General features: G+C 63.0%; 9 protein-coding genes. 4 read left to right on the forward strand and 5 right to left on the reverse strand.

The window, feature by feature from the left end:
• Window positions 1-269: 269 nt before the first annotated feature.
• From QSK25_RS43990 to QSK25_RS44005, 4 genes are all read left to right on the forward strand, one after another.
• Complete coding sequence (locus QSK25_RS43990; protein WP_285647535.1) at window positions 270-15,116, forward strand: hypothetical protein; 14,847 nt, start codon at window positions 270-272, stop codon at window positions 15,114-15,116.
• Window positions 15,117-15,261: 145 nt separating this feature from the next.
• On the forward strand, window positions 15,262-15,669 hold the full coding sequence (locus tag QSK25_RS43995) for a hypothetical protein (RefSeq protein ID WP_285647536.1): 408 nt from the start codon (window positions 15,262-15,264) through the stop codon (window positions 15,667-15,669).
• 120 nt (window positions 15,670-15,789) lie between these two features.
• Window positions 15,790-17,139: a DUF6924 domain-containing protein gene (locus tag QSK25_RS44000; protein ID WP_285647537.1), complete on the forward strand. Its 1,350-nt coding sequence runs from the start codon at window positions 15,790-15,792 to the stop codon at window positions 17,137-17,139.
• 145 nt (window positions 17,140-17,284) lie between these two features.
• Entirely contained in the window at window positions 17,285-17,890 is a 606-nt protein-coding gene (locus tag QSK25_RS44005) for a helix-turn-helix transcriptional regulator (protein ID WP_285647538.1), read from the forward strand.
• A gap of 140 nt (window positions 17,891-18,030) precedes the next feature.
• On the opposite strand, the gene QSK25_RS44010 is transcribed toward QSK25_RS44005, so the two are convergent.
• The 5 genes from QSK25_RS44010 to QSK25_RS44030 form a co-directional block, all read right to left on the reverse strand.
• Window positions 18,031-19,272, reverse strand: a complete 1,242-nt coding sequence (locus QSK25_RS44010) for an extracellular solute-binding protein (protein ID WP_285647539.1) — start codon at window positions 19,270-19,272, stop codon at window positions 18,031-18,033.
• 72 nt (window positions 19,273-19,344) lie between these two features.
• The gene (locus QSK25_RS44015; RefSeq protein WP_285647540.1) at window positions 19,345-20,145 is read right to left on the reverse strand and encodes a class I SAM-dependent methyltransferase; all 801 of its coding nucleotides are present in this window, start codon (window positions 20,143-20,145) and stop codon (window positions 19,345-19,347) included.
• Between the two features lie 139 nt (window positions 20,146-20,284).
• The gene (locus tag QSK25_RS44020) at window positions 20,285-21,517 is read right to left on the reverse strand and encodes a cytochrome P450 (protein ID WP_285647541.1); all 1,233 of its coding nucleotides are present in this window, start codon (window positions 21,515-21,517) and stop codon (window positions 20,285-20,287) included.
• Window positions 21,514-22,338, reverse strand: coding sequence for a class II aldolase/adducin family protein (locus QSK25_RS44025; RefSeq protein ID WP_285647542.1), 825 nt, complete (start codon window positions 22,336-22,338; stop codon window positions 21,514-21,516). The genes QSK25_RS44020 and QSK25_RS44025 overlap by 4 nt, the downstream gene beginning before the upstream one ends.
• Window positions 22,338-23,228 carry an aromatic prenyltransferase gene (locus QSK25_RS44030; protein WP_285647543.1) on the reverse strand — a complete coding sequence of 297 codons (891 nt, stop codon included), beginning with the start codon at window positions 23,226-23,228 and terminating at the stop codon, window positions 22,338-22,340. The genes QSK25_RS44025 and QSK25_RS44030 overlap by 1 nt, the downstream gene beginning before the upstream one ends.
• Between the last annotated feature and the right edge of the window lie 81 nt (window positions 23,229-23,309).

Consider the following 23,309-nt stretch of genomic DNA (forward strand, 5'->3'; position numbering starts at 1 on the left):
AAACCAACCCGGCACGCACCGACACCAGCAACTCAGCCACACCGACACCACAACGGCCACAAGGTTCGAACGGCAACACACCGCCGACGAACTTCCAGGCCACGCCCGCGCCGTTCGCTGTCGGCGACAACGTCCAGGTTCAGCCGGTTCACGCTCCTGCGGCGTCCACTCGAACCGATCCCGTCACCGAACAGTCCACAGAGGACTATGGCGATCGGGAGGACGCGGTCCGGCAAGACGCACAGACCGACGTTCACTCCGAGGTGCCCATGCGGGAGCGGCTGCCTCTGAAGCGTGAGTTCGACGGACCTGCCGAGCCGGCATTCGGATCGACTTCGCCCGCCACGAATCCGCCCGACCAGGACACCCGCCCCGCAGCGACGTCCGACAAGGGCAAACAGCGCGCGACCACTTCGAACCTCGCGCCCGCAGACCCCGACACCTCCGGCATCGACGACGAGCTGTCCGACGACATGCCCGTGTTCGGCTTTCCCAGCGAGCCGCCGGCTGGACTTGACGCCGCCACGCAGGGATGGGCCGACCAGGTCCGCCAGGCGCACCGTGAACTCCGCGACGCGGAGCCACGGAAGCGCGAGGAGGTTCTGCGACGCGCACAACAGCTCGCACCGCTACCGCCAGGCAACATCTTCATCGGCAAGGACAGCCAGACCCCGCACCAGATCGACACCGAGAACAAGATCGACCAGATCCGCACGGTCGTCGCCCACACCCTCCTCGCCACCGACTCCGACACCACCGCGGCCAACCAGGCCACGCAGCTCACGAAACAATTCGGAGTCCAACGCCGACGCGGCCTTCTCGGCGGGCACAATCCCGCCGACGGCTCCAGAACCGCCGGGGAAAGTTCGACCACTGCGACCACCGCAACCAACCGAGCAGTCGCCGTACCGACCGCCAAGATAACGAGCAGCGAACCCTACATCGCCGATTCGCTCAAGCGCGCCTCTTTCCTTGACGAGCGCCGACTGAGAACACGCGTCGAGCAGTTCGAGCAACTGGCACGCGAGTCAGGCTTCGACCTGATCCACGAGCCTGTGGAAACCAACACGCAGGAAGTACTAAGTGAACTCGGTACGCGCTGGCAAATCTTCCTGCTCGAAGCATCACCCTCTCCAGCATCAGTCGCCAGAATTCAGGAGCTGTTCACCGACCTCTACACCACCTCAACCCTGACACTCAGACGATTCCCGCGAACTCGCCAAAAATACATCGCATCCGAGTTCCCTGCGGTACCCCAGGAAGAAAGCACACAACAGTTTTCGAGCATTGAACGAGCCCTGTACCGGCGCACGATCATGACCATGCTCGACGACCCCGGCATACTCATACATCATCTGGAATCACCGGCCGGCGCGCCACTTCACGAACGCCTCATCCGATCACGCCTGATGATAATCAGCATCCAATCCGCCAGCCAGGTAATCGGCAGCCCCCGATACAACCTCATACTTCAAGACCCGACACAGCTTGACCACCTGCTCAACCCCTATGGCGCACCTGCGGACTCCGCACCGAACTTCATCTACGAGGTGAAGAACGCGAAGGCCCCGCTCACCTACTTCGAGCAGGTCCCGCACTCCGTCATGCACCTCGTCAAGTTCGACGGGCGATCGACCAGCCTCTCCCCGCAGCAGGAACAGGATCTCGCGAGAGCACTGCGCGAAATCGTCGCGGAACTGGAAATGCGCTCCAGCCTCGGAGAACAAACTCCAGCCAACATCGTCATCACATCAGAAGTTCCACAATTCCTCGACCACACCGACAACTCAGACAACGCGAACAACAAAACCAAAACAGAACAGGAAAGACAACTACACGAAACGATCAAGCGCCACATCAGGAAAGAAGCTTCGGAACTGAGTGATCCCTACCGCAAGAATTCCTTGGCCAAACTCCAGACTGTCACCTCTCCCCTACCAGGGCGTGGCGACACTCCGGGAGAGATCGGAATCTACGTCAGCATCGGAAACGGCGAAGCCGAGCGCGCGGCAGACGCCTATCTTCGCCTGACCGGAGAGCTCGACAACGTCCGGCTCAGGAGCAGGCAGGACTTGTTCGACATCGCGTCGAACCAACTGAACCAGCAGGCAATCCGGGAATTTGCGATCTACCAAGACTACTACGACCGATCGAGAATCAGGTTCAAGCATCGCCCCCTTGGCCCCACCGCCAGAACCAGACTGGCGGACATCAACGAGGCGCTCCTAGGAAACCCCGCGACACCCGAGGTCGACCACCTGATCCGCCCGGTGCTTGCCACCCTGGTTCTCTCGGCGTCCCTCACCCTGTCGGTACCAGACACGACCTACGACCCGATCACACCCGCGTTCCTGAACGAACTACTGGGCGAAGTAACACGGTTTCTCTCCAGCAACCCTTCCTCAAGTCTCTTCGACTCGCTGGAATCACCGCTGTACGGACTCTCCACCGCACACAACACACGAACGCCTATGCTTCAGTTCCTGATCGGCCTCGCCAACCTCGACAACAGCGACCGCACCCTGATGCTGGAGAGAGTCAAGCGAGGCGACATCGAGCGGGAAATCTGGAACATCATGCAGCGTCCGCTGCTGCTGTACAGACCCTCCGTAGACTACCCATTCAAATTTTTCTACAGCAGCACGCTACGAGAAATACGTGAACTCACCTACGAGTTCCCTCGCAGCTTCTTCATTTTCCACGGACCTTCCGAAGACGAAACACTGTCCGACAAGGAACGTGCACAACTCCACCAGTTCGCCAAGTCCCATGCCCCCGAGGTCGCCAGGCTCGCCGAGCAAAGGAGCGTACCTCGCGAGATCATGATCTACGTGAACGCATCGGCCAACTCGGACCTCAGGGAGGATTTTCTCAACTTCGGCTGGCCGGCCCAAATGAAGGAAACTCTCGAACACCACCTTGAGCGCGAGTTCAGCAGCTTACGTGAGAAAAACCCCACGCTGCCGACCATCATCTTCGACGTGAGAGTCAGAAATAGCGGGAAGGTGGGCCGCGGTTTCGCCTACATCGAAGTCCATACGAAGGCTGTCGGCCTCACGCCCGAACAATTAGGCATCGACACCCATCTGCGCGCGACACGCCATCTGAAGACACTGGCAATCCCAGTCTCGGAACTGCGGACACTAGCCACCGAGTACAGCAGCCTCATGCAGTCCACGCGGTGGAAAGTCGAGGTTCAGAACCACACCATCACCTTCGGTTCGGGACTACTGGACATCAGCGACACGGAAGAACTGCTGGACACCCTGAATCGCGGGCTCATCGATTTCGGCGACGATCAGATAGTGTCTCAGGTCAGGAGCCTCGTCGCGGACCTGATCATGTTCGGCTCTATGCACTACAGGGCTTTTCCCGCGTTTCACAATGAAATCCACCACCGGCACGGATGGCAGTTGCCCGCCCCTTCCAGGAACGATGTCAACGGACTACTGGAAGATGTGATCGCGTTCCTCTTCCACAGCGACCACAGGAAACTCTTCACCGATCCGAACTCGCCTGCGTTCGGAATGCGTTCCGATCCAGGAACCCCACTACCCGTACGACTTCTCCGCATCAGCCTGATGTATCTCAGCCCCGAGGAGAAGACCAAGCTTCTCGCCCACTGGCAACACTTCGCGGAGCTGACGCAGAAGGACAATCTCGCACACAGGATCATGGTGCGGTTCGACATGACCTCGGGCCACTACGGCGCCCACCTGAAGGAAGACCTCCGCACGCTCTACTTCTCCAAAATCGGGGGTCCTCCTCCTGGGGTCGACCGCTTCGCGGGCCGACAGCGCCTCAGCATCGTCACGAACTCCGCAGGCGAAATGGTGCTGAGGGGCTACAAGTCCGACAACTGGCCCGCGCTCGGGTTCAGCCCCGACCAGCTACCACTGGAGCTCCAGACCCAGCCGGAGTTCCAGGTCAGATTCACCCTCGACGAGCCACTCAGCTACTCCCGCTTGCGGCTGGCCGACGCGCCCGCCCAGCAACTCGCTCATCCCACGCACTCGTCTACGGCGCCTTCCTTCGAGGTTCGTCGCGTCGGCGAAGGTCCCGGTGGCGTCGTCGAGATCACCGTGGTCGCCGCTTTCGCGGCCTCCGACCTCGGCGCCCGCGCTGTCCGGAACACCATCACGCGGGCCCAGCACTCGATCGACATGTACTACAACCGCGCCGCGCTCCAACTCCCCACCGGAGAACTGCTCCGCTTCCGGCTGATACCGCCAGCACCGCTGGTCACTGCGCATCACACCATCGCCCTCGGTCCAGACCTCGATCCCGGCTACCTGCGCTGGAACCATCGCCAGTCACACGCCGTCACCGCCTACTCGTACGGCCTCATGATCGGCCTGCACGACCCCGACACCGCCGACCACGAGGCTGAGATCGAGCGGCTCGCCGCACACGGACCTACCGCTGAACACGTCACCGCACTCCAGCACTCGCTCCAACCGCGCCCAGAACCCTCGGACACGCTCAGCTCACGTACCAAGGGAAAGAACCGCGATGCCGAGGACGACATCTTCATGGAAGACGCCGACGCCGATCCCGACGACAGTTCCGCACAGCGGAGCCACACCGGATTCCGCACCTCTTCATCCCCCAATTTCGGCAACCGAGACCTGCGAGACCTACTGGACTGGGCTGACCGGATCGAGCGGGCCCAGGCCGTTCTGGACGAGGTACCCCGTCGGCAGCGGCGGCAGGCCGAGAAACTGGCACGGCAACTCGTCCCACTCCCCACCGCCCTCCCACTCGAACAATCCCCCGAACAAGCCAGAACCGAATGGCTCATCTCCAACATCCGACTGGTAGTCACAGCCGCACTACTCGATCTCCGCACCGACGAAGCCGACCGGGAAACCCACGCCACCGCACTCGCCAAAGAACTCACCAAAAAGTACGGCGTCCGACGCACACGCGGACTCCCCGGCGGCGCCGCACCCCGTACCATCCCCAACCCCGACCACGGAGAAACCTCCGCCACAGGTGCGGCTCGCACCATCAACTCCCCTGCACACGGCATCTCCGCCGACCTTCCCGCAGGACTCGACACCGCTGACCCGCACTGGGCCGACCAGGTCCGCCAGACACACCACGGACTCAACGACGCCGACCCGACCCAACTCGACCGTGCACTTAGCCGCGCACAACAACTCGTGCCACTGCCCGAAGGCACCATCTTCATCGGCAAGAACACACAAACGCCGCAGCAAATCGACATCCAGAACAAAATCGACCAAATCCGTATTGTCGTCGCCCACACTCTCCTCACCGACTCCGACACCACCGCGGTTAACCAAGCCAGAGAACTCACCCGCCAATTCGGAGTCCAACGACGCCAAGGACTCCCCGGTGGACACAAACACGTCTACAACCCCAACCCCGACACACCCACCGTCGGCGAAAGCTCGGCCACCGCAGCCGCCCGACCAGCCCCAAGACCGGGCCCGAACCCTCCGGCAACCCCTCCGCCAAACGCGGCATTCAACGCGGCCGACTACATCAGAACCGCCGTCAGCGCGGCTCCCTTCCTCAACGAGAGGAAGCTGAGAGAACGGATCAGGCAGTACGAGCGACTCGCACACGAGTCAGGCTTCGACCTGAAATCCGTCATTACTCCGGCAAGCACGGATGCCGCCCTTGAAATCATCACCACGGAATGGCCGTCCTTCTCGCGAGGCAACACGGACTCTCCTCCGGAAGTAGCCAGAACGCAATCGCTCCTGCTCGACCTGTACACCACCTTGACCCTGGAACTACGCCGTCCAGCGAGCAGCCCTCAGAAATCGGACCGCTCCCACTTCTCCCGCATTCGCCCCATTACCGCAAACAGAATCTTCATAGCAATCGGAAAGGCCATTGGCCAGGGATCAATCACCTCCCTGCTCAACGATCCAAACTCGACCACACACCACCTCGAGTCCACGGAAAACGCACCGCTCCACGAACGACTCGTCCGATCACGCCTGCTATCTATCCACCAGTATAATCGCGATCTGGTGGCCGCCAGCCCCCGATTCGGCCTGCTCCTCCAGGACCCGGAAATGCTCGACCGGCTTCTCCAACCCGCGCGCGAGGTCTGGGACTCCGCCCAAATTATCATCAATGAGACAACAAATACAAATAATCCTCTCAGCTACTTCCAGGCGATTACACACTCACCCGCACGCGTGATCGAACTCGACAAGAAATCACGCAAAATATCCGCAGACCAGGACCGAAAGCTCGCCGCGGCCGTCAGCAGCATGGTCACCGAAGTCGACGCACGCTCCAAACTCGGAGAAGACACCCCGGCCGAGATCGTCATCACCGCGACGGAACGAAAGGGACCGGAGCGCTCCCTTGGCTCGACATTCCTGCACAGTGACCTCTCCCAGGCACAGACCGCACATCTCCACAAGCGAGCATCCGAGCACCTCGTCACCGCACTGTCCAACATGGACAAACCGGCACCTCGAACACGCTCACTCGACATACGAATCGTCAAGTCCGAGCCCAACCCTCAACAGCGGCATCAGAACGACAAGACAACGTTCGGAATCACCCTCAGCATCGGGAACATCGATTTCGAACGAGCAACAGACGCCTATCTCCGTGTCACCAGTTCACTGGAAAACGTTCAGCTGACCGACAGACGATCCCTGTCTGACATCGTCGACAACCAACTGAACCTCCTGAACATCCACATACCGGGATTCAGCGCACGACACGCCTATCGCCCGCTGAGTCCGGAAACCAGAACTCGCCTCGAACTTCTCAACGAGGCGCTTCGAACCAACCCCGCGCTGGCCACGGACAACCACGTCGTCCGCTCAGTGATCGCGAACCTACTGATATCAGCTTCCCTGATCCTCACGTCGAGCGATCGACAGATCGATCCGATCACCCCCGCCCGACTGAACGAGGTCCTGGAAGAGGCCACACGATTCCTACAGGATCATCCTTCTTCCGAACTCTTCACAGCGCACGACTCACCGTTGTTCAGCCTCTCCTCCGTCCACTACGCTCCCGCACCGATGCTCTATTTGTTCGTCGGCCTCGTCAATCTTGAGAACCGAAACCGCGCGCTAATCCTGAAGAGGATCGGCGACGATGATGTCCAAAGAGAACTGAACAACATCGTGCCGACCGTGCTGCTCTGCGCCGATTCACCGGATCAGCCGTTCAAGCGCGTGTACAGCGACATGCTGCTAGAAATGCTTGAGGTCCCATCGAACCTCCCCCGCAGCTTCACCATGCCAGTTGCCGCCAACCCGAAAGTCCTCTCAGAAGACGAGCGGAGTGTTCTGCGGATTTTTGCCAGGAACTTCGCCCCCGAGGCCGCCAGGCGAGCACTCGAAGGAATCCCGCTTCCCGAAGTCAACATCGTCTTCAACAGCCCCATCGCCTTTGGCCCGGACGGCCGACCATTGCCGAGGCCAAAAATGGAGTGGCAGTTCAGGGCGCGGGATGCGCTCTACAGCTATCTTGCACAGGAGTTCACCAAACTACGGCAGGCGAACCCGAAACTCCCGGAAATCACTATTATTCCGCCGATCTACAGCTCGGGGAACGGAACCCCAGGGACCACGCGATTCGTAGTCGTGGTCAAGCCGTCCGGGATCACTCCCGAGCAGCGCGCCGTGGACACACATCGCCTGGTCACCCGAAATCTGCGCAACCTGACGGTTCCACCGTCAGAACTCCGACGGACTGTCGCAGAGCTCTCGGACCTGACCAAGTCCGCCCGCTGGCTGCACGAGCACAAACAGCCCGACTTCCAGTTCAATGGCGACATTCTCCAATGGTCCCCCACCTATCTCCCAAGCGCTCGAATCGAAGGCCTCCTGGATTCCCTGAACAACCTGCTCGACAGCTTCGCAGACGATGTCGCGTCGGACACCAGAACACTCGTCAGGGATCTGATCATCGCCTCATCGATCAGATACTGGAGCTACCCGGTCGACCGGTCCTCTCGCTATCCGGGGGATGCCGAGTATCTACTGTCGCCGATCACCTTGACCGAGGTCGACAAGATTCTCGGCGAGATGGTCGATTTTCTTGCCGAGAACGACAACAGGAAGCTGTTCACCGATCCGCTCTCACCAGCGTTCGGAATGCGTTCCAAACCCGGCGACCCACTCTCCACACGCCTTTTCCGCATGGCAACGATCCACCTCACCACCGAGGAGAGAGGAAAACTCTTCGAAAATTGGCCACGGTTCGCAAGAACCTCTCGGTCCGACAATCTCATTCTGAGGCTCATGGCACCCGGCGGGCACTATCGCACCGTAAGCAGAGAAAATGTGCGGTCGACTCTCCATGAGCTGTATTTTCCCGGCGTTCCGTTGCCTCAGGCCGAACCCCGTTTCGACATCGAAAACGAAGACACGCCCGCTCCGCTCTACTCCACAGATTTGCCGCCTGCCTATCAGCACGCCAGCTGGCCTGTGCTCGGGTTCAGTCCCGACCAGCTACCACTCGAACTCCAAACCCAACCCGAGTTCCAGGTCAGATTCACCGAACCACACAACTACAACCGCGACCGACTCACCCACACCCCCGCACAACAACACCCCCACCCCACACTCCCCTCAACCACACCCGCCTTCGAAACACGCCACGCCGGCCACGGCCCCGGCAGCGTCCTCGAAATCACCGTCCTCGCCCACTTCACCACCAACCCCGACACCGACCCCGACACCCTCCGCACCACCATCAACCAAGCCCAGCACGTCATCGACATGTACTACAACCGCGCCACCCTCCAACTCCCCACCGGCGAACTACTCCGCTTCCGACTCATCCCCACACCCACACCAGACCAGGCACACCACACCATCTCCCTCGAACCCGGCGACGAACCCAGCCACCTCCACTGGGACCCAGGCCAACCCCACGCCATCACCGCCTACTCCTACGGCCTCATGATCGGCATCTTCACCCCCCACACCACCAACCACACCACCGAAATCCACCACCTCACCCACCACGGCCTCACCACACACCACCTCCCCGCAATCCAACACGCACTCCAACCACCACCCGAAAACCACAACACCCCCAACTCCCACGCCAAGGGCAAACAACGCGCCACCGACGACACAACCACCTCACCCGGCAGCGCCGGACCTGGCCCGAACAGCCAGGACCAGGAGTGGAACGAGCGGATCGCGCTCGCCGAGCTCTCTCTGAGCTGGGCAGCCCCTCAAGAACGAGAACACGTGGAAGACCGGGCCAGGCAACTCGTCCCGCTTTCCTCCGTGACTCCTCTCGACCCCTCCGCCGAGCTCGCCTCGACCGAACAGGTGATCTCGAACATCCGCCTCGTGGTCGCGGCGGCGCTGCTCCATGACCTGTCCCAGAACCTGTCCGACCCGGAGTCGAACGCCAGGACACTGACCGGAGAACTCACCACGCGCTTCGGTGTCCACCGCACGCACGGCCTCCCCGGTGGCCTTGCCTCTCAAACTCAACCGGACTTCCGCGACGGAGAAGCCTCCATCTCAGGCGCGCCCAGAGACACCGCGGCCCACTCAACCGAGTTCGGTCAAGCGCCCAGTCCTGGCGTCCCCGCCGAACCGCTCGCGGGACTCGACGCCGCCGACCCGTACTGGGCCGACCAGGTCCGCCAGGCACACCACGCACTCAACGAGGCCGACCCAGCCGAAGTCGACCACGCACTTCGCCGCGCGCAACAACTCGCACCGCTGCCCGAAGGCACCATCTTCATCGGCAAGAACACACAAACCCCGCAACAGATCGACATCCAAAACAAAATCGACCAAATCCGCACTGTCGTCGCCCACACCCTCCTCACCAACTCCGACACCACCGCCGCCGACCAAGCCAGACAACTCACCCGCCAATTCGGAGTCCAACGACGCCAAGGACTCCCCGGCGGACACAAACACACCAGCAATCCCGACACCCTCGACGGCCCCACGACCGGCGAAAGCTCAGCCTCCGCCGCTGCCAGGCCAGACCCGAGACCAGCGCCCAACTCTTCACCGAATCCTCCGCGCAACGCGGCATTCGACTCGGCCGACTACATCAGAACCGCCGTCAGCGCCGCCCCCTTCCTCAACGAGAGGAAGCTGAGAGAACGGATCAGGCAGTACGAACGCCTCGCATACGAGTCAGGCTTCGAGCTACGAGCAGTCGACATCCCGACAAGTACAAAGGCCGCACTTCACACCATCACGACGGGATGGCGTTCATTCTCGCGCGACGGCTCGATCTCCCCAGCGGACGTAGCCAGAACACAATCGCTTCTGCTTGACCTGTTCACCACGTCCACCCTGGAACTACGCCGTCCAGCGAACAGCCCACAGAAATCATCCCGTTCCTCCTTCGCGCACATCCCGTCCACTATCAGCAACAAAATCTTCACGACGTTCGGGCAGGCCATAGGCGGGAGATCGATCACCTCTCTGCTCGACAACCCCAACTCGGTCACCTACCACCTGACGTCCGAGGACGACGCACCACTTCACGAACGACTCGTCCGATCACGCCTGCTCCTTCTCGACCGCGCCGTGCTCAAGCAGGTAGTCACCAGCCCCCGATTCCTCCTGCTGCTCCAGGACCCGGCGATGCTCGACCACCTTCTCCATCCCGCGCGCCAGGTCATGGAGTCCGCCGCCCTACTCGCCGAGCAGACGACGAACCCGAAGAAGCCGCTCACCTTTTTCGAGGCGATCTCGCACTCGCCCAGGCACGCGATCGATCTCGACAAGAAGGCGCGCAAACTGTCCACGACTCAGGACAGGCAACTCGCCGCGGCCATCGGCGACATGGTCGCCGAAATCGACACACGTTCCGCACTCGGAGAGGACACCCCGGCCGAGATCGTCTTCACCGCGACCGATCCGATGGAGTTCGGTCGTTCTTTCAGGTCCTCGCTCCTGCGTACCGGAGACGTTCAGTCGAAGACGTCTCCCCTTCACATGCGGATCTACGAACACATCGTCGCGGCACAGGCCGACCTGAGCGCACCGGCGCCCCGAACGCTCTCGCTCGATGTACGAGTCACGAATGCCGCGCCCACCGTTCACCAGAAGCGCCAAGGAAACAAACCCGCGTTCGAAATCACCCTCAGCGTCGGAAACGACTCCGTCGAACGAGCAATGGACGCCTACCTTCGACTGACCGGGCCGCTGGAAAACCTCCGGCTCACCAGCAGGCGCGCCCTGTTCGACATCACCCGAAACCAAGTGAACCTCCAGCAGATCCGTCTACCCGGATTCTCAAGCGCGCGGTACACGTATCGCCCGTTGAGCCAGGAGACCAGCGCGAGACTGGGCCTCTTCGACAAGGCACTCCGAGAGGACGCCACGCCGGTCGCCGTGGACAACCTGGTTCGATCGGTCATGGCGAACCTGATCGTGTCTGCTTCCCTGATCATCACCTCGCGCGGGCGAAAGATCGATCCGATCACGCCCGCTCGGCTGGACGAGATCCTGGAGGAGGCCACCCTGTTCCTGTCGAAGCGGTCATCGTCCGACCTTTTCACGTCATTCGCCTCTCCGTTGTACGGACTTTCCTCCGCACACGACGAGGCGGCACCGATGCTCTATCTGCTTGTCGGCCTCGTCAATCTCGACAACAAACAGCGGGATCTCGTCCTGAAGAGACTCGACAGCGCGGACATCGAGAGGGAGATCCAGAACGTCCTGCCGATGATGCTGTTCCAGGGCGACTCTTCGAATCGACCGTTCAGACGCGTGTACGGCCACATGCTGAACGAAATGACGGGAGTTCCCTCCCGTCTCCCGCGCAGTTTCACCATGTCGCCAGGAGTGTCCCGCCGCGAGGAACTGTCGAAAGAGGAGCACGAAGTTCTGCGTAGATTTGCCAGGGACTTCGCCCCGGGGGCCGCCCAGCGAGCAGCAGAAGGGTCGACACTCCCCGACATCAAGATTCGATTCAGGACCAGCGACCGTACTTCGATCCATCTTCTGGACGAGTCGCGCTCGATGTGGCCGCACAACGCGCGAGATGCCCTCGAAAGCTACTTCACGCTGGAGTTCGACAAGCTCCGGCAAGCGAAGCCGAACCTGCCCGAGATCATCATCTCGCCGTCTGTCTACTATCAGAGCGGCGGCACTCCGGGAACCGCTCACTTCGAGATCGTGGCCGAACCCGCCGGAATCACCCCCGAGCAGCGTGCCGTCGACGCCCACGTTCTCGCCACCCGCAGGCTGGACACGCTGATGCTCCCGGTGGCGGACCTCCACAGGACGGCCGCGGAGTTCTCAGAGCTGACCACATCCGCCCGCTGGCGTCACGAACACAGTGAACCCGAGATTCAGTTTGACGAAACCCTGCTTGAAATGCCCCGAACCGAGGGCAACCTCAACGCCCTGCACGACCTGCTCACGAGATTTGACGACATCGCCGACGACGTCAGGACGTTCGTCGGCGACCTGGTCATCGCCGCCTCGCTCAGATACATGAACCACCCGCTCGGTGATCCCACTGATCCGTTCAGCGCGCGCACGTACGTATTGGCGCCGGTCACCGCGACCAAGGTGGACAAGATTCTCGGCGAGCTGGTCGACTATCTCGCCGAGAACGACCACAGAAAGCTGTTCACCGATCCGATCTCGCCGGTGTTCGGTATGCGTTCCGAACCTGGCACCCCGCTCGGGGCACGTCTCTTCCGCATCGGAACGGTTCACCTCACCGACAGCGAGAAGAAGAAGCTTTTCGACAGCTGGTCGCGCTTCACCCGCATGTCGCTGTCCGATGATCTCGTGTTGAAGCTCATGGTTCCCGTTGGGAGATACAACCTCGCGAACGAGGAAACCACGCGCGCCTCGCTTTACGAGGTCTACTTTCCCGGACTTTCGCTGCCTTCGTCCAATTACGATTCCGACGCGACGCCACCCGCCCCGCTGTACGTTTCCAACGGCCCGTCGGGCGCCTTTCCTCCCGGCTACCAGGTCGACGACTGGCCTGTGCTCGGGTTCAGTCCCGACCAGCTACCACTCGAACTCCAAACCCAACCCGAGTTCCAGGTCAGATTCACCGAACCACACAACTACAACCGCGACCGACTCACCCACACCCCCGCACAACAACACCCCCACCCCACACTCCCCTCAACCACACCCGCCTTCGAAACACGCCACGCCGGCCACGGCCCCGGCAGCGTCCTCGAAATCACCGTCCTCGCCCACTTCACCACCAACCCCGACACCGACCCCGACACCCTCCGCACCACCATCAACCAAGCCCAGCACGTCATCGACATGTACTACAACCGCGCCACCCTCCAACTCCCCACCGGCGAACTACTCCGCTTCCGACTCATCCCCACACCCACACCAGACCAGGCACACCACACCATCTCCCTCGAACCCGGCGACGAACCCAGCCACCTCCACTGGGACCCAGGCCAACCCCACGCCATCACCGCCTACTCCTACGGCCTCATGATCGGCATCTTCACCCCCCACACCACCAACCACACCACCGAAATCCACCACCTCACCCACCACGGCCTCACCACACACCACCTCCCCGCAATCCAACACGCACTCCAACCACCACCCGAAAACCACAACACCCCCAACTCCCACGCCAAGGGCAAACAACGCGCCACCGACAGCTCACCGCCACCCGGCCAGCACCAACACGAAGAAGACGATCAGGACTGGCTGCAACAGATCGAGGCCGCCGAGACCATCGTGCACGCGGCACCCCCCGACCTGCTGGAGCAGGCCGAGAACCGGGCGCGGCAACTCGTCCCACTCCCCACCGCCCTCCCACTCGAACAAACCCCCGAACAAGCCAGAACCGAATGGCTCATCTCCAACATCCGACTAGTAGTCACAGCCGCACTACTCGATCTCCGCACCCGCGAAGCCGACCGAGAAACCCACGCCACCGCACTCGCCAAAGAACTCACCAAAAAGCACGGCGTCCGACGCACACGCGGACTCCCCGGCGGCGCCGCACCCCGTACCATCCCCAACCCCGACCACGGAGAAACCTCCGCCACAGGTGCGGCCAGAGAAACCGCGACGGCTGTGCAGAAGAACCAGCGACAAGATTCCGACAGCACACCTGAGGCGGTTTCGCTGACGCTTTCGGTCAACCATGCGTCGAACACTGCCATTTCCGCGACGGACACCACCAGGATTCGTTCCTTCGCACGCTGGGCCGTTCGTTTTGAAACCACCCGACATCAGCAGGGAAAGCCCGTTCACACGCTCACCGTGAGCGGTTCCGACAAACGGCAGCTCCGATTCGTGCGCACCATGCTGGAGCACGAAATGAAGAGCGAGAGCAAGAAGCTGCACGCGGCGGAGAAAACGGGCAAGGTGCGCATCAAGGTGCTGACCCTGACCGATCCCGGATCGGCAGCGGACAACGTCGGTATCCGGGTGGACGCGGCCGGCGCGACCCAGCAGGAGCAGGCGGTGGACGGCGTTCTGCTCGCGCTCCTGCCGCATTCCCATCTCACGGCCTCGCCATCGGAACTGGTCGCGCTGTCACGCCAGGCACGGGATCTGGCTGGCCAGAACTCCTACGTCCCGTTGCTCATCGAACTGAGGGCGACGTTCGAGTACCAGCCCCTTCCACCTGGAGTGGAGGCTTCGCTCCGCTCACTTGACGAGACCCTCGCCGGGAGCGACGCGGCGGTCAGAGCCGATGTCAGCTCGCTCGTCTCCGACATGCTGCTGACCAGCAGCCTGTTCGTCAGTTCGGAACGCACCACGCGAACAAATGCGGTCGCGGGTTCTCCTTCCGGAGGAGTCGAATGGCGTCCAGACAGCAGAGCCATGACCCCTGAAATGCTCGTCTCAACCCTGAACGCCATCGATCGATTCCTGCGGGAGAACGGTTCGGACGGCCTGTTCGACACCCCGGGCTCGCCGGCCTTCGGCCTCAACTCGCCTTCCGGATCTTCACTGACGTCACGGCTTCTCCGGCTCGGTCTCGTGAACCTCACCCCTGCGGCGAGAGCGGAGCTCCTCGGTAGCCCACGATTCCTACGTGAGCTGGCAGAGCCGTCGAGTACGACAATATGGAACATGCTGCGCACGTCCAGCAGAATGGGGAACCGCCTGAGGTACACGTATCGTCCGCTGGCCGCGAATCCTTCCGCTCTTTCGTGAGCCGAATCGGTCCTCGCCGTTCCCCCCAGGGGAACCGGGCAGACCTTCCGGTACCTCAGCGCACAATTTCTTGGCGTCGTTTCTGGTGACCGCAAGACTGTCACCAGGGCCACGACACAGAGGTCCACATGACGAAAGGCTGTCGATGAGTCACCGATTCACGTCCTTCTTGAAAGGCCTCGCCGCGGTGCTGTGCGTTGCGGGCGGACTCACGCTGTCGAGCGGTCTGCCCGCGACCGCGGCGCCGACGGTGGAGTACCGCGTCTGCGCTGTTCGCGGCAGTGACGTGACCGCCGCGATCGTCTTTGTCAGGGGCAGCAACTCCTACGACATCGGGGCCGTGGCGAAACCCGGAACCTGCCAGTCGGTGCGACGCGGTCCAGTCCTGTTCGAGATCTGGGCCGGCAACCAGGTCAACCCGTTCCAGAAGATCGCGTCCTACGGCTCGGGTGGCAGCCAGCCCTGCGTCAGGGTGTGGAGCCGCGACAGCGGAAGGCTCTTCGTCTACAGCCTCCAGTGGTTCTCCGGCACGCCGACCTGCAACGCCGGATGAGTCGGCGCTTCTCCTCTTCGGCACCACGCGGACGTACGCCGGCCGCGAGCGTGAGAGACGGAGCGGTTCGTGACGCTCGCTCCGCCTCGTCCCCGCGTTCCTGACGTGACAAGGAGTTCCATGACCGGCGGGCACCGGTTGACTCTCGGCGAAGGTCTGCGACGCCAGTCGTTGACCTCGCTCAACGACGCCTTCACGCTGAAACACTTCGGGTTCGAGGATCTGATCCTCTTTCGCAACCACGACCGGAAGCCGCTGTGGTGGTCTGTCACGCCGTCTCCCACACGGCAGGGGGAATGGTCGCGCGGGACTGGCGTCAGCGATGTCGCCCTGCAGGCCGACGGCAACCTGGTGGCACACGACGAGAACGGCGTTCCGTTGTGGGCCACGAATACCGCCGGCCTCGGCGCTGATCTCCTCGAAGTCCGCGACGATGGCGACGTCGTCCTGGTGAACGCTCGCGACGAGGTCGTCTGGTCCGCCGGCACGACCCAGCAGGAGGTCACACCGCCGCCGTTCCCCGTCGGGCGCGGTGACCGCCTGCTCGTCGGACAATGCCTGGGCGATCAAAGCCTGACCTCCCCCAACGGAAAGTACGTGCTGGTTCACGACCGTCAGCACGCCGGCACCTTCCTCCACGGACCGAACGGGCTGGTCACCTCCTGGTCCCGTCCGGTTCCGCCAGCCTATCCGAACGCGTTCGTCACGAGGCTCGTGCTGGAGGCCGACGGCCTCTTCCTCCGGTGGGATGGCACATTCGACGGCCTTGACCTCTGGGGCGTCCGCAAGCCGTGGCACGACCTGAGTTCGCTCTCGCACCCGTTTCGTCCCCAGCAGCTCGTCGTGCGGGACTGCGGCGACGTGGAGCTGCTCGACGCCGCCGGCGAGATCATGTGGCGCAACGGGTACCTGCGCGACCATCCCGGCTTCGGCTCGGCGTCGACGCGTCTCCAGTCCCAAGAGGACAGCAGATGCCCGGAGCGGTTGTCGGCGACCGCTGCCGGACCCTTGCTGCCAGAACTGGAGTCGGTGCCGCTGGTTCGTACCGACTTCGGCAGCGACGAGGACTGGATCGCCGTCCGCGACGCCGTGCTGGCGCCACGCCAACTGGTGGTCGGTGAGGTGTTCCACGCCGATGTGGACGTCGTGAACGATGTCGCCTTCGCGGGCCTGTCTGCGGCTCAGCTGGCCGAGCATGTTCCCGAAGGCTCGTCATGGGCCGTTCTGGTCGTCGCCGACAAACGGACGATGTCGTGTCCTCAGCGATCCGTGCTGGTGATCGCTCTGAACGAGGACGACCGAGGCAAAACGCTGCGAGCGGTGCCCGCCGCCATCCAGGAGATCGAGAACAACCTGTCACTGTCCAACATGGACTGGGAGGACTTCGCCGACGCCGCGGACGATGACGACATCGTGCACCCGTTTCTGGACGAGGTCGACGAACCTGCCATGACAGATCATCCAGGATGACGACCGGGAAGACGGCGTGTGGACGGAACACCTTCCCACGCCTCACCTGGTTCCCGTCGCTGGTCAGGCATGGCCGCTCGGTGTGCCGAGCAGTTCTCGCAGCGAGTGGCGCGGCGATCCGGTCAAGAGGAGATGAGTCCGCTCGATGTCATTCACGTGCAACCAGAACCTGAGGCAGGCCGCCGGACAACGCGCGGCTCGGGCAGGCAGCGCGTTGCTCGCCGTTTTTGATGAAGCGCTGAGAAACGCGATGGTCAGGCGTTTCGTATCGATGGGCGTGGACATCGTCTACGAGGCGGAAGACGTCACGGAGATGATGCGGCTCGCAGACCATGTCCCCGCTGGAGATGTGGCGGTGGTCGATCTGTCGCACCGCGCCTATCACGCGCTGGGTCTGCTTAAAGGCCGTGGCTGGTCCAGTGTCATCGCGATGACCTCCGGCAAGAGGCCGGCCGAACTTCGCTTCGCGGTGAGGGCGGGTGCCGACGGGTGGCTGGTCAACCCGTCGGCGCCGGTCGCCTCGGCGCCTCAGCCGGTCCGGGACGCGGCAGGTCCCGACGTGTTGAGTGCCAGGGAGGTCGAGGTGGTCCGGCTGGTCGCCGAGGGAATGACCAATGCGGACATCGGCGCCGAGCTGCGGCTCTCCAGTCTCACGGTCAAGTCGCACATGACGAGAATCGGACGGAAACTGCTGGTCGGTGATCGCGCCGGGATCGTCGCGGTGGCCATGCGAGCGGGTCTGGTGACCTGAGCGGCTCCGATGCGGGGCCAGGTGGCACCTCGTTCGTCCTTCGCCACCTGGCCCGGCATCCATGACCACTCACGACCACGCGACTGGCGCGAGCACCGACGAGCGGTGACCGGCCAGGCTGGGGCCGCGTTCGGCCTTGGCTACTTCGTCGCATCCCTCGCTTCGGCCACCGCGATCGTCCACGCGTCCGCGACGCTTTGCTTGCCTTCTTCCACCCTGCCCAGCGCCTCGCCGAACTTGGGCCTCGCCTTCGCGTCCTGGACGCCTCGATAGTTTGGCCGCAGGCTGTCCGCGGAGCCCGCGAAAATCTCGCCGACCGGTGCGTCGCTGAAGTACGCGTCCTTCTTGCCGAGCACCTCGGAATCGGTGTAGGCCTTGGGCGAGCTGGGCAGACTTCCCGCCGCGAGGAACACCTTCTTCTGCTGTTCCGGCGCGGTCAGCCATTGGGCGAGGTCGTACGCCTCGCGCAAGTGCCTTCCCTGCTTGGGCAGCGTCAGGAACGATCCTCCCCAGTTACCGCTGTTGCCCGGCACGGTCGCCACGTCCCACTTGCCCGTGTTCTCCTCGCCGCTGGCCTCCTTGATCAGGTTCAGCATCCACGCGGGACACGTCATCGTCGCGAACGAGCCCTGCTTGATCGCGACCGACCACGGCTGGGTGAACGCCGAGACTTTCGCCGTCTGTCCCTTCGCACCGATCGCACCTCCGATGTCGAAGGCTCGCTTCAGATTGGCGTTGCTGTCGGCGATGAAGGCGTCGTCCGAACGGGAGAAGAAGCTCTCGTCGGCCTGGTTGAGGATGGCGGCGTAGATGTTGCCCGCGGAGTCCGCGAACTTGACGTCGGGGGTGGCAGCGCTGAAACGGTCAGCGGTGCTCGCGTAGTCCTCCCAGGTCGGCCAGAGTGCGGACACCTGCGTGCGGTCCGTGGGCAGTCCGGCCTTCTCGAACAGGTCCCGGCGGTAGCACATCGCGAGACTGCCGATGTCTGTGCCCAGGCCCATGACGAAACTGCCGTTGTCGGTGACGCCCTGCTCCCACTTCCACGGCACCCATTGGGACTTGAGCTCGGTCGCGCCGTAGTCGGCGAGGTTCGCGAACTTGTCCTTGGACGCCCGGAACTGCGGCATGTACTGCTCTTCGAGCGCGACGATCTCCGCCGCACCTCGTCCTGCGGCCAGGGCGGGAGCCAGGCCCCGATGGTGTGACTCGAAGTCGGACACCCGCTCCTGGATCTTGATTCCGGGATGCGCGTCCTCGTACTGCCGGTACAACTCCTTGTACCCGAAGTCACCGAACGTCGCGACGGTGAGGGTGATCTCGCCACCGCCGTCGTCACCACCACCGGTGCAGCCGCTGAGCCCTATCGCGGCTACGAAGGCCAATGCGCTTGTACGTTTGATCAGTTGACGAAGGGACAAGGCGCTGGTCCTCTCTGCTCCATGTCGTTCGCGCGCTTACTCGGTGCGGGTGCAGGTGATGTAGTTGATGCCGGTCGTCAGCGAGTTGATGTCATTGAGCCGCATCCACTCGTCCACCTCCGTCCGGATCAGCTTGAGTGAATCTTCGCTCATCCGCATGGCGATGTTACGAAAGCCGCTGCCCAGCACGAGTTGCCACCAGTCGTCCAGCTGTGGTAGCCGCGTGACGTAGTCGTGGTGGGTGATGCGAGCTCCCGTCACCCCGGCTTCGGCCAGCAGGGCGTGAATCCGGCTGATGTCACTCGTTCGCCACCACGGCAGGTCGACGGCCAGGTCGTGCTGGTGGGTCTGGGCGAGGTCGAGAAAGCGATCGGACACGGGAGCGAACATGTTCCTCCCGATGGTCGCCACGACGAGCCGGCCGCCCGGCCTCACCAGTCTCCAGGCCGTGTTCAGCGCGGCGGCGATGTCATCGGCGAAGAAGATCCCCAGACTGCACGCGACCGCGTCGAAGGAGCCCGCCTCGTAGGGAAGCCGGTTCATGTCGGCGTGCTCGAACGTCACGTTCTCCATGCCGAGCTCCTCGGCACGGCTCCTGGCCAGTCGCAACATCTGCGCGGAGATGTCGCATCCGATGACCTTGCCGCCGGGGACCTGCCGTGCGGCGCGCAACGCCACTCCCCCAGGGCCGCAAGCGATGTCCAGCACTCGATCCTCTGGCCGCAACCGCAGTTCCGAGACGACCTCGTCGAGGCAGAACGGTGCGACTCGTTCACGGACGTCGAGGTAGTTCACCGACGCGGCGTCGTACGTCAGCAACGGGTTGAAGGTGCTCATCAGGCCTCCTGGGAGTGCGAGTTCCTGGCAGTGGAGCGGGCTTCACGTCGAGCGGAAGCACACATGGTGCGGACGGCTGTCCGGAGAAGGCGTGCACTGGTCTCGGCCCGCCGGCCCGAGCGTCCACCCAGGCGTCAGTTCACAGTCCGGTGTGGACGGTGAGAGAGCTGAACCCGCGGAACCCCAGGTTCGTGTTGTAGACGGGAGAAACCTCCCGCACCACGTGCAACGCGGGGAATCGCGTCGCCAGGGCGCGCAACGCCATCGCTGTCTGCGTGCGGACCAACGTGCCGCCGATGCAGTTGTGCGCCCCACGACCGAACGACAGGTGCGGATTGGGATGGCGAGTGAGATCCAGCGTGTCCGGATCGCGGAAGTGGTGCTCGTCCCGGTTGGCCGCGCCCACGTAGAGGAGCACTGGTTGCCCGGCCTCGATCCGGTGGCCCTTGTAGGTGAAGTCCTCCGCAGCCATGCGTCCGATGTACTGGACCGGCCCGTCGTAGCGAAGGAACTCCTCCACCGCGCGATGCAGAGTCCGGTCGTTCTCCGTGATCAGATGCCGCTGTTCGGGGTGGGACTCCAGCGACCACACCGCGTTGCCGAGGAGGTAGCGCATCGGCTCCAGACCGGCGAACATCAGCAACATCCCCTGGGCGCAGGCTTCGTTGAGCACGAACCGGAAGCCGTCGGTGTCCTCCTCGGCGAGTCTGGTGATCATCGTCGGGTGGTGGGCGCGCATCGCGTTGACCGTGTGCTCAAGCAGGTACTCGGCGAAGTCGTGGATCGCGCGCTGACCCCGTCGCAGGTCCTCCACGGTCAGGTTGCTGGCTCCGAACAGGTACGCGATGTCGTCGGACCACTCGGCGAGCTGCACATGGTCGTTGTCCGAGGCGCCCAGCAGTTTGGTGATTACCATCGCCGGAAGCGGGCGTGCAAAATCCTGGACGAGGTCGTGCCGTCCGGTCCACCTGTCCAGGAGCGTGTCGATCGCGTTCTGGATGACCGGGACGAGCACGTCCCTGGAGTACAGGTCGCACACCGCGTTCATATGCTGGCGGCGAACATGGTGATCATGGCCGTCGAAGAAGGCAACCCACCGGGTCAGAACAGGCACGATGTCGGCGAACTCTTGTTGCTGTTCCGCTGGAAGCGCTTTGATTGGAAGCGTCGCCCGGTTGTTCGTCAGCCGAGGCTCCCTGAGTAACGCGGTGATGTCGTCATAGGAGAAGATGACCCAGGAGCCACCGTACATTGAGGACTGATGGACGGGGTCGTTGCGGCGTAGCGCCGTGTAGGTCGGGTACGGGTCCAGGATGAGTTGCGGGTTGCTGAGGGAAAACAGTCCTGTGGCCAGTGCGTTGTCCGTGGTCATGAACGGTCTCCGATGTTGGTTCTGGCTCCGACGGCGCGGGCGAGCAGGCGCTGGGCGCTGGCGTACCCCACCTGGTGATTGCCGATCTGTTCGGCGGTGAGCCGGGCGACATCGTCGTCGAGCGGAACTGGGTTCCCGGCGGCCTCCGCGAGAAGGCTGATGTGACAGCAGGTATCGAAGATCGTGAACCACCACACGGCGGCGTCGAGCGTCTCCGCCACGGCCACCAGCCCGTGGTTCTGGAGGATTACGCCCTTGCAGTCGCCGAGAGCCGCCGCGATCTGCTTGCCTTCGACACGGTCGAACACGATGCCCGTGAAGTCGTCGAAGATCGCGTGGTCCTCGAAGAACGCGGTGTGGTCCTGCGTGATGGGTTCGAGCAGTTTGCCGAGACTCGAATAGGCGCGGCCGTAGGTCGTGTGCAGGTGGATGGCCGCTTGCGTGTCGGGTCGGGCGGCGTGAATCTCGGCGTGGATCGAGAACGCGGGAAGGTTGACGACACCTTCACCTTCCACTGTGAGTCCGGTGGCTCCGTCGACGCGGATGAGCTGGTCCGGGGTCATGTGCGCGAACGGCACCGTGATCGGATTGGTCCAGAAGGTGTTGACGTCCTCAGGGTCGCGCACGGTGACGATTCCGGCGATGCCCTCGTCGAACCCCAGGCTCGCGAAGTGCCAGAAGGCACCGCACAACCGGGACTTCAGATAGACGCGGGCCTGTGCGGCGTCGTCGAACGACCTCTGCGGCTGGAACTGGTTGTCAGCCGGCTGCGTGCTCTTGGTCATGTTCATCCCCTTTGCACCTGTCCACTCGTCGAACATCAGTTGGTGTGCTTCGACCACATCTCGAGCAGGGTCCGGATGTCGCCTCGGTACTGCCGTTCCGCCTTGACATAGGAACCTCGGCGACCGAACGACCAGCCGAGGACGCTGAACTCGTTCGACCCGACCGGAAGGTCACCGAAGAACCTCGTCAGTCGTTCAGCTAGGCGTGGCAGCGCACTCACGGGAACGTCCAGCACGGAGAACCCGACATCGAAGGCATCGCCGTCGGCCGCCGTGAGGGCGAGAGCGACGCAGTAGTCGCGCGAGATGTGCTTCACGACGGTCTCGGCGAGGTCGTCGGGAACATCGGCGGCACCGGCCATCGCGGTGTACCGGTCGAGGTCCACACGGGACAGTGGACCGTCGATGTCGAAGTCCAGCACCACGGACCCGGCCCGCCAGTCGACCGCGGCGAAGCTGATGCGGCGCAGGCCCGTCGCGGCGAAGTCCCCGATTCGCGCGACCAGCGGGACCGGCACACCGGGTGCGTCCAGTATCTCGTCATGCGGGCGCTTGGTGCCGAAGTAGAACCAGGTCTTCGCCAAACCGAAGTCGGAGTCGAACGAGCACGAATGCAGCGTCCTGCCGTCGTACAGGTCCGCCCAGGACCGGGCGAGCGGGAGCAGCGCGTGATCGGCAGGAAGAAGTCCACACGCGACGGCACGTTCGACGGTGTCGACAGGTTCCGAGGGGAACACCCGATACGAAAGCGGCGCGTTCGGCTGGTCGGTACTGCGCCACAGAACCGATCCTGTGTGGAACGGCTCGGGGAACGCCGCGAACGCCGCCAGTGCTGTTTCCGCGTCGCACGGCGCGCCCGTCAAGGCCGCGGCGGCGCTGAGATCCCGTTGAAAGTCCTTGGCGGCGGGAGTGCGTGATTCGTCCACAACGGGTCCTTTCAGGTACGTGCTTCAGGGTGCGCTGAACCGCGCGATCACCCGGATCGCCGTGTGATGGGGGAGAGCTGA

Origin of the sequence: Lentzea sp. NBRC 102530, from assembly GCF_030269365.1 — a bacterium.
Lineage (GTDB): Bacteria > Actinomycetota > Actinomycetes > Mycobacteriales > Pseudonocardiaceae > Lentzea.

What these genes read in the sequence shown, in the direction of transcription:
- QSK25_RS44000 (WP_285647537.1), top strand. Translation starts at nt 15,790, where the DNA reads ATGACCGGCGGGCACCGGTTGACTCTCGGCGAAGGTCTGCGACGCCAG.
- QSK25_RS43990 (WP_285647535.1), top strand. Translation starts at nt 270, where the DNA reads ATGCGGGAGCGGCTGCCTCTGAAGCGTGAGTTCGACGGACCTGCCGAG.
- QSK25_RS44020 (WP_285647541.1), bottom strand. Translation starts at nt 21,517, where the DNA reads ATGACCACGGACAACGCACTGGCCACAGGACTGTTTTCCCTCAGCAAC.
- QSK25_RS43995 (WP_285647536.1), top strand. Translation starts at nt 15,262, where the DNA reads ATGAGTCACCGATTCACGTCCTTCTTGAAAGGCCTCGCCGCGGTGCTG.
- QSK25_RS44025 (WP_285647542.1), bottom strand. Translation starts at nt 22,338, where the DNA reads ATGTTCGACGAGTGGACAGGTGCAAAGGGGATGAACATGACCAAGAGC.
- QSK25_RS44005 (WP_285647538.1), top strand. Translation starts at nt 17,285, where the DNA reads ATGTCATTCACGTGCAACCAGAACCTGAGGCAGGCCGCCGGACAACGC.
- QSK25_RS44015 (WP_285647540.1), bottom strand. Translation starts at nt 20,145, where the DNA reads ATGAGCACCTTCAACCCGTTGCTGACGTACGACGCCGCGTCGGTGAAC.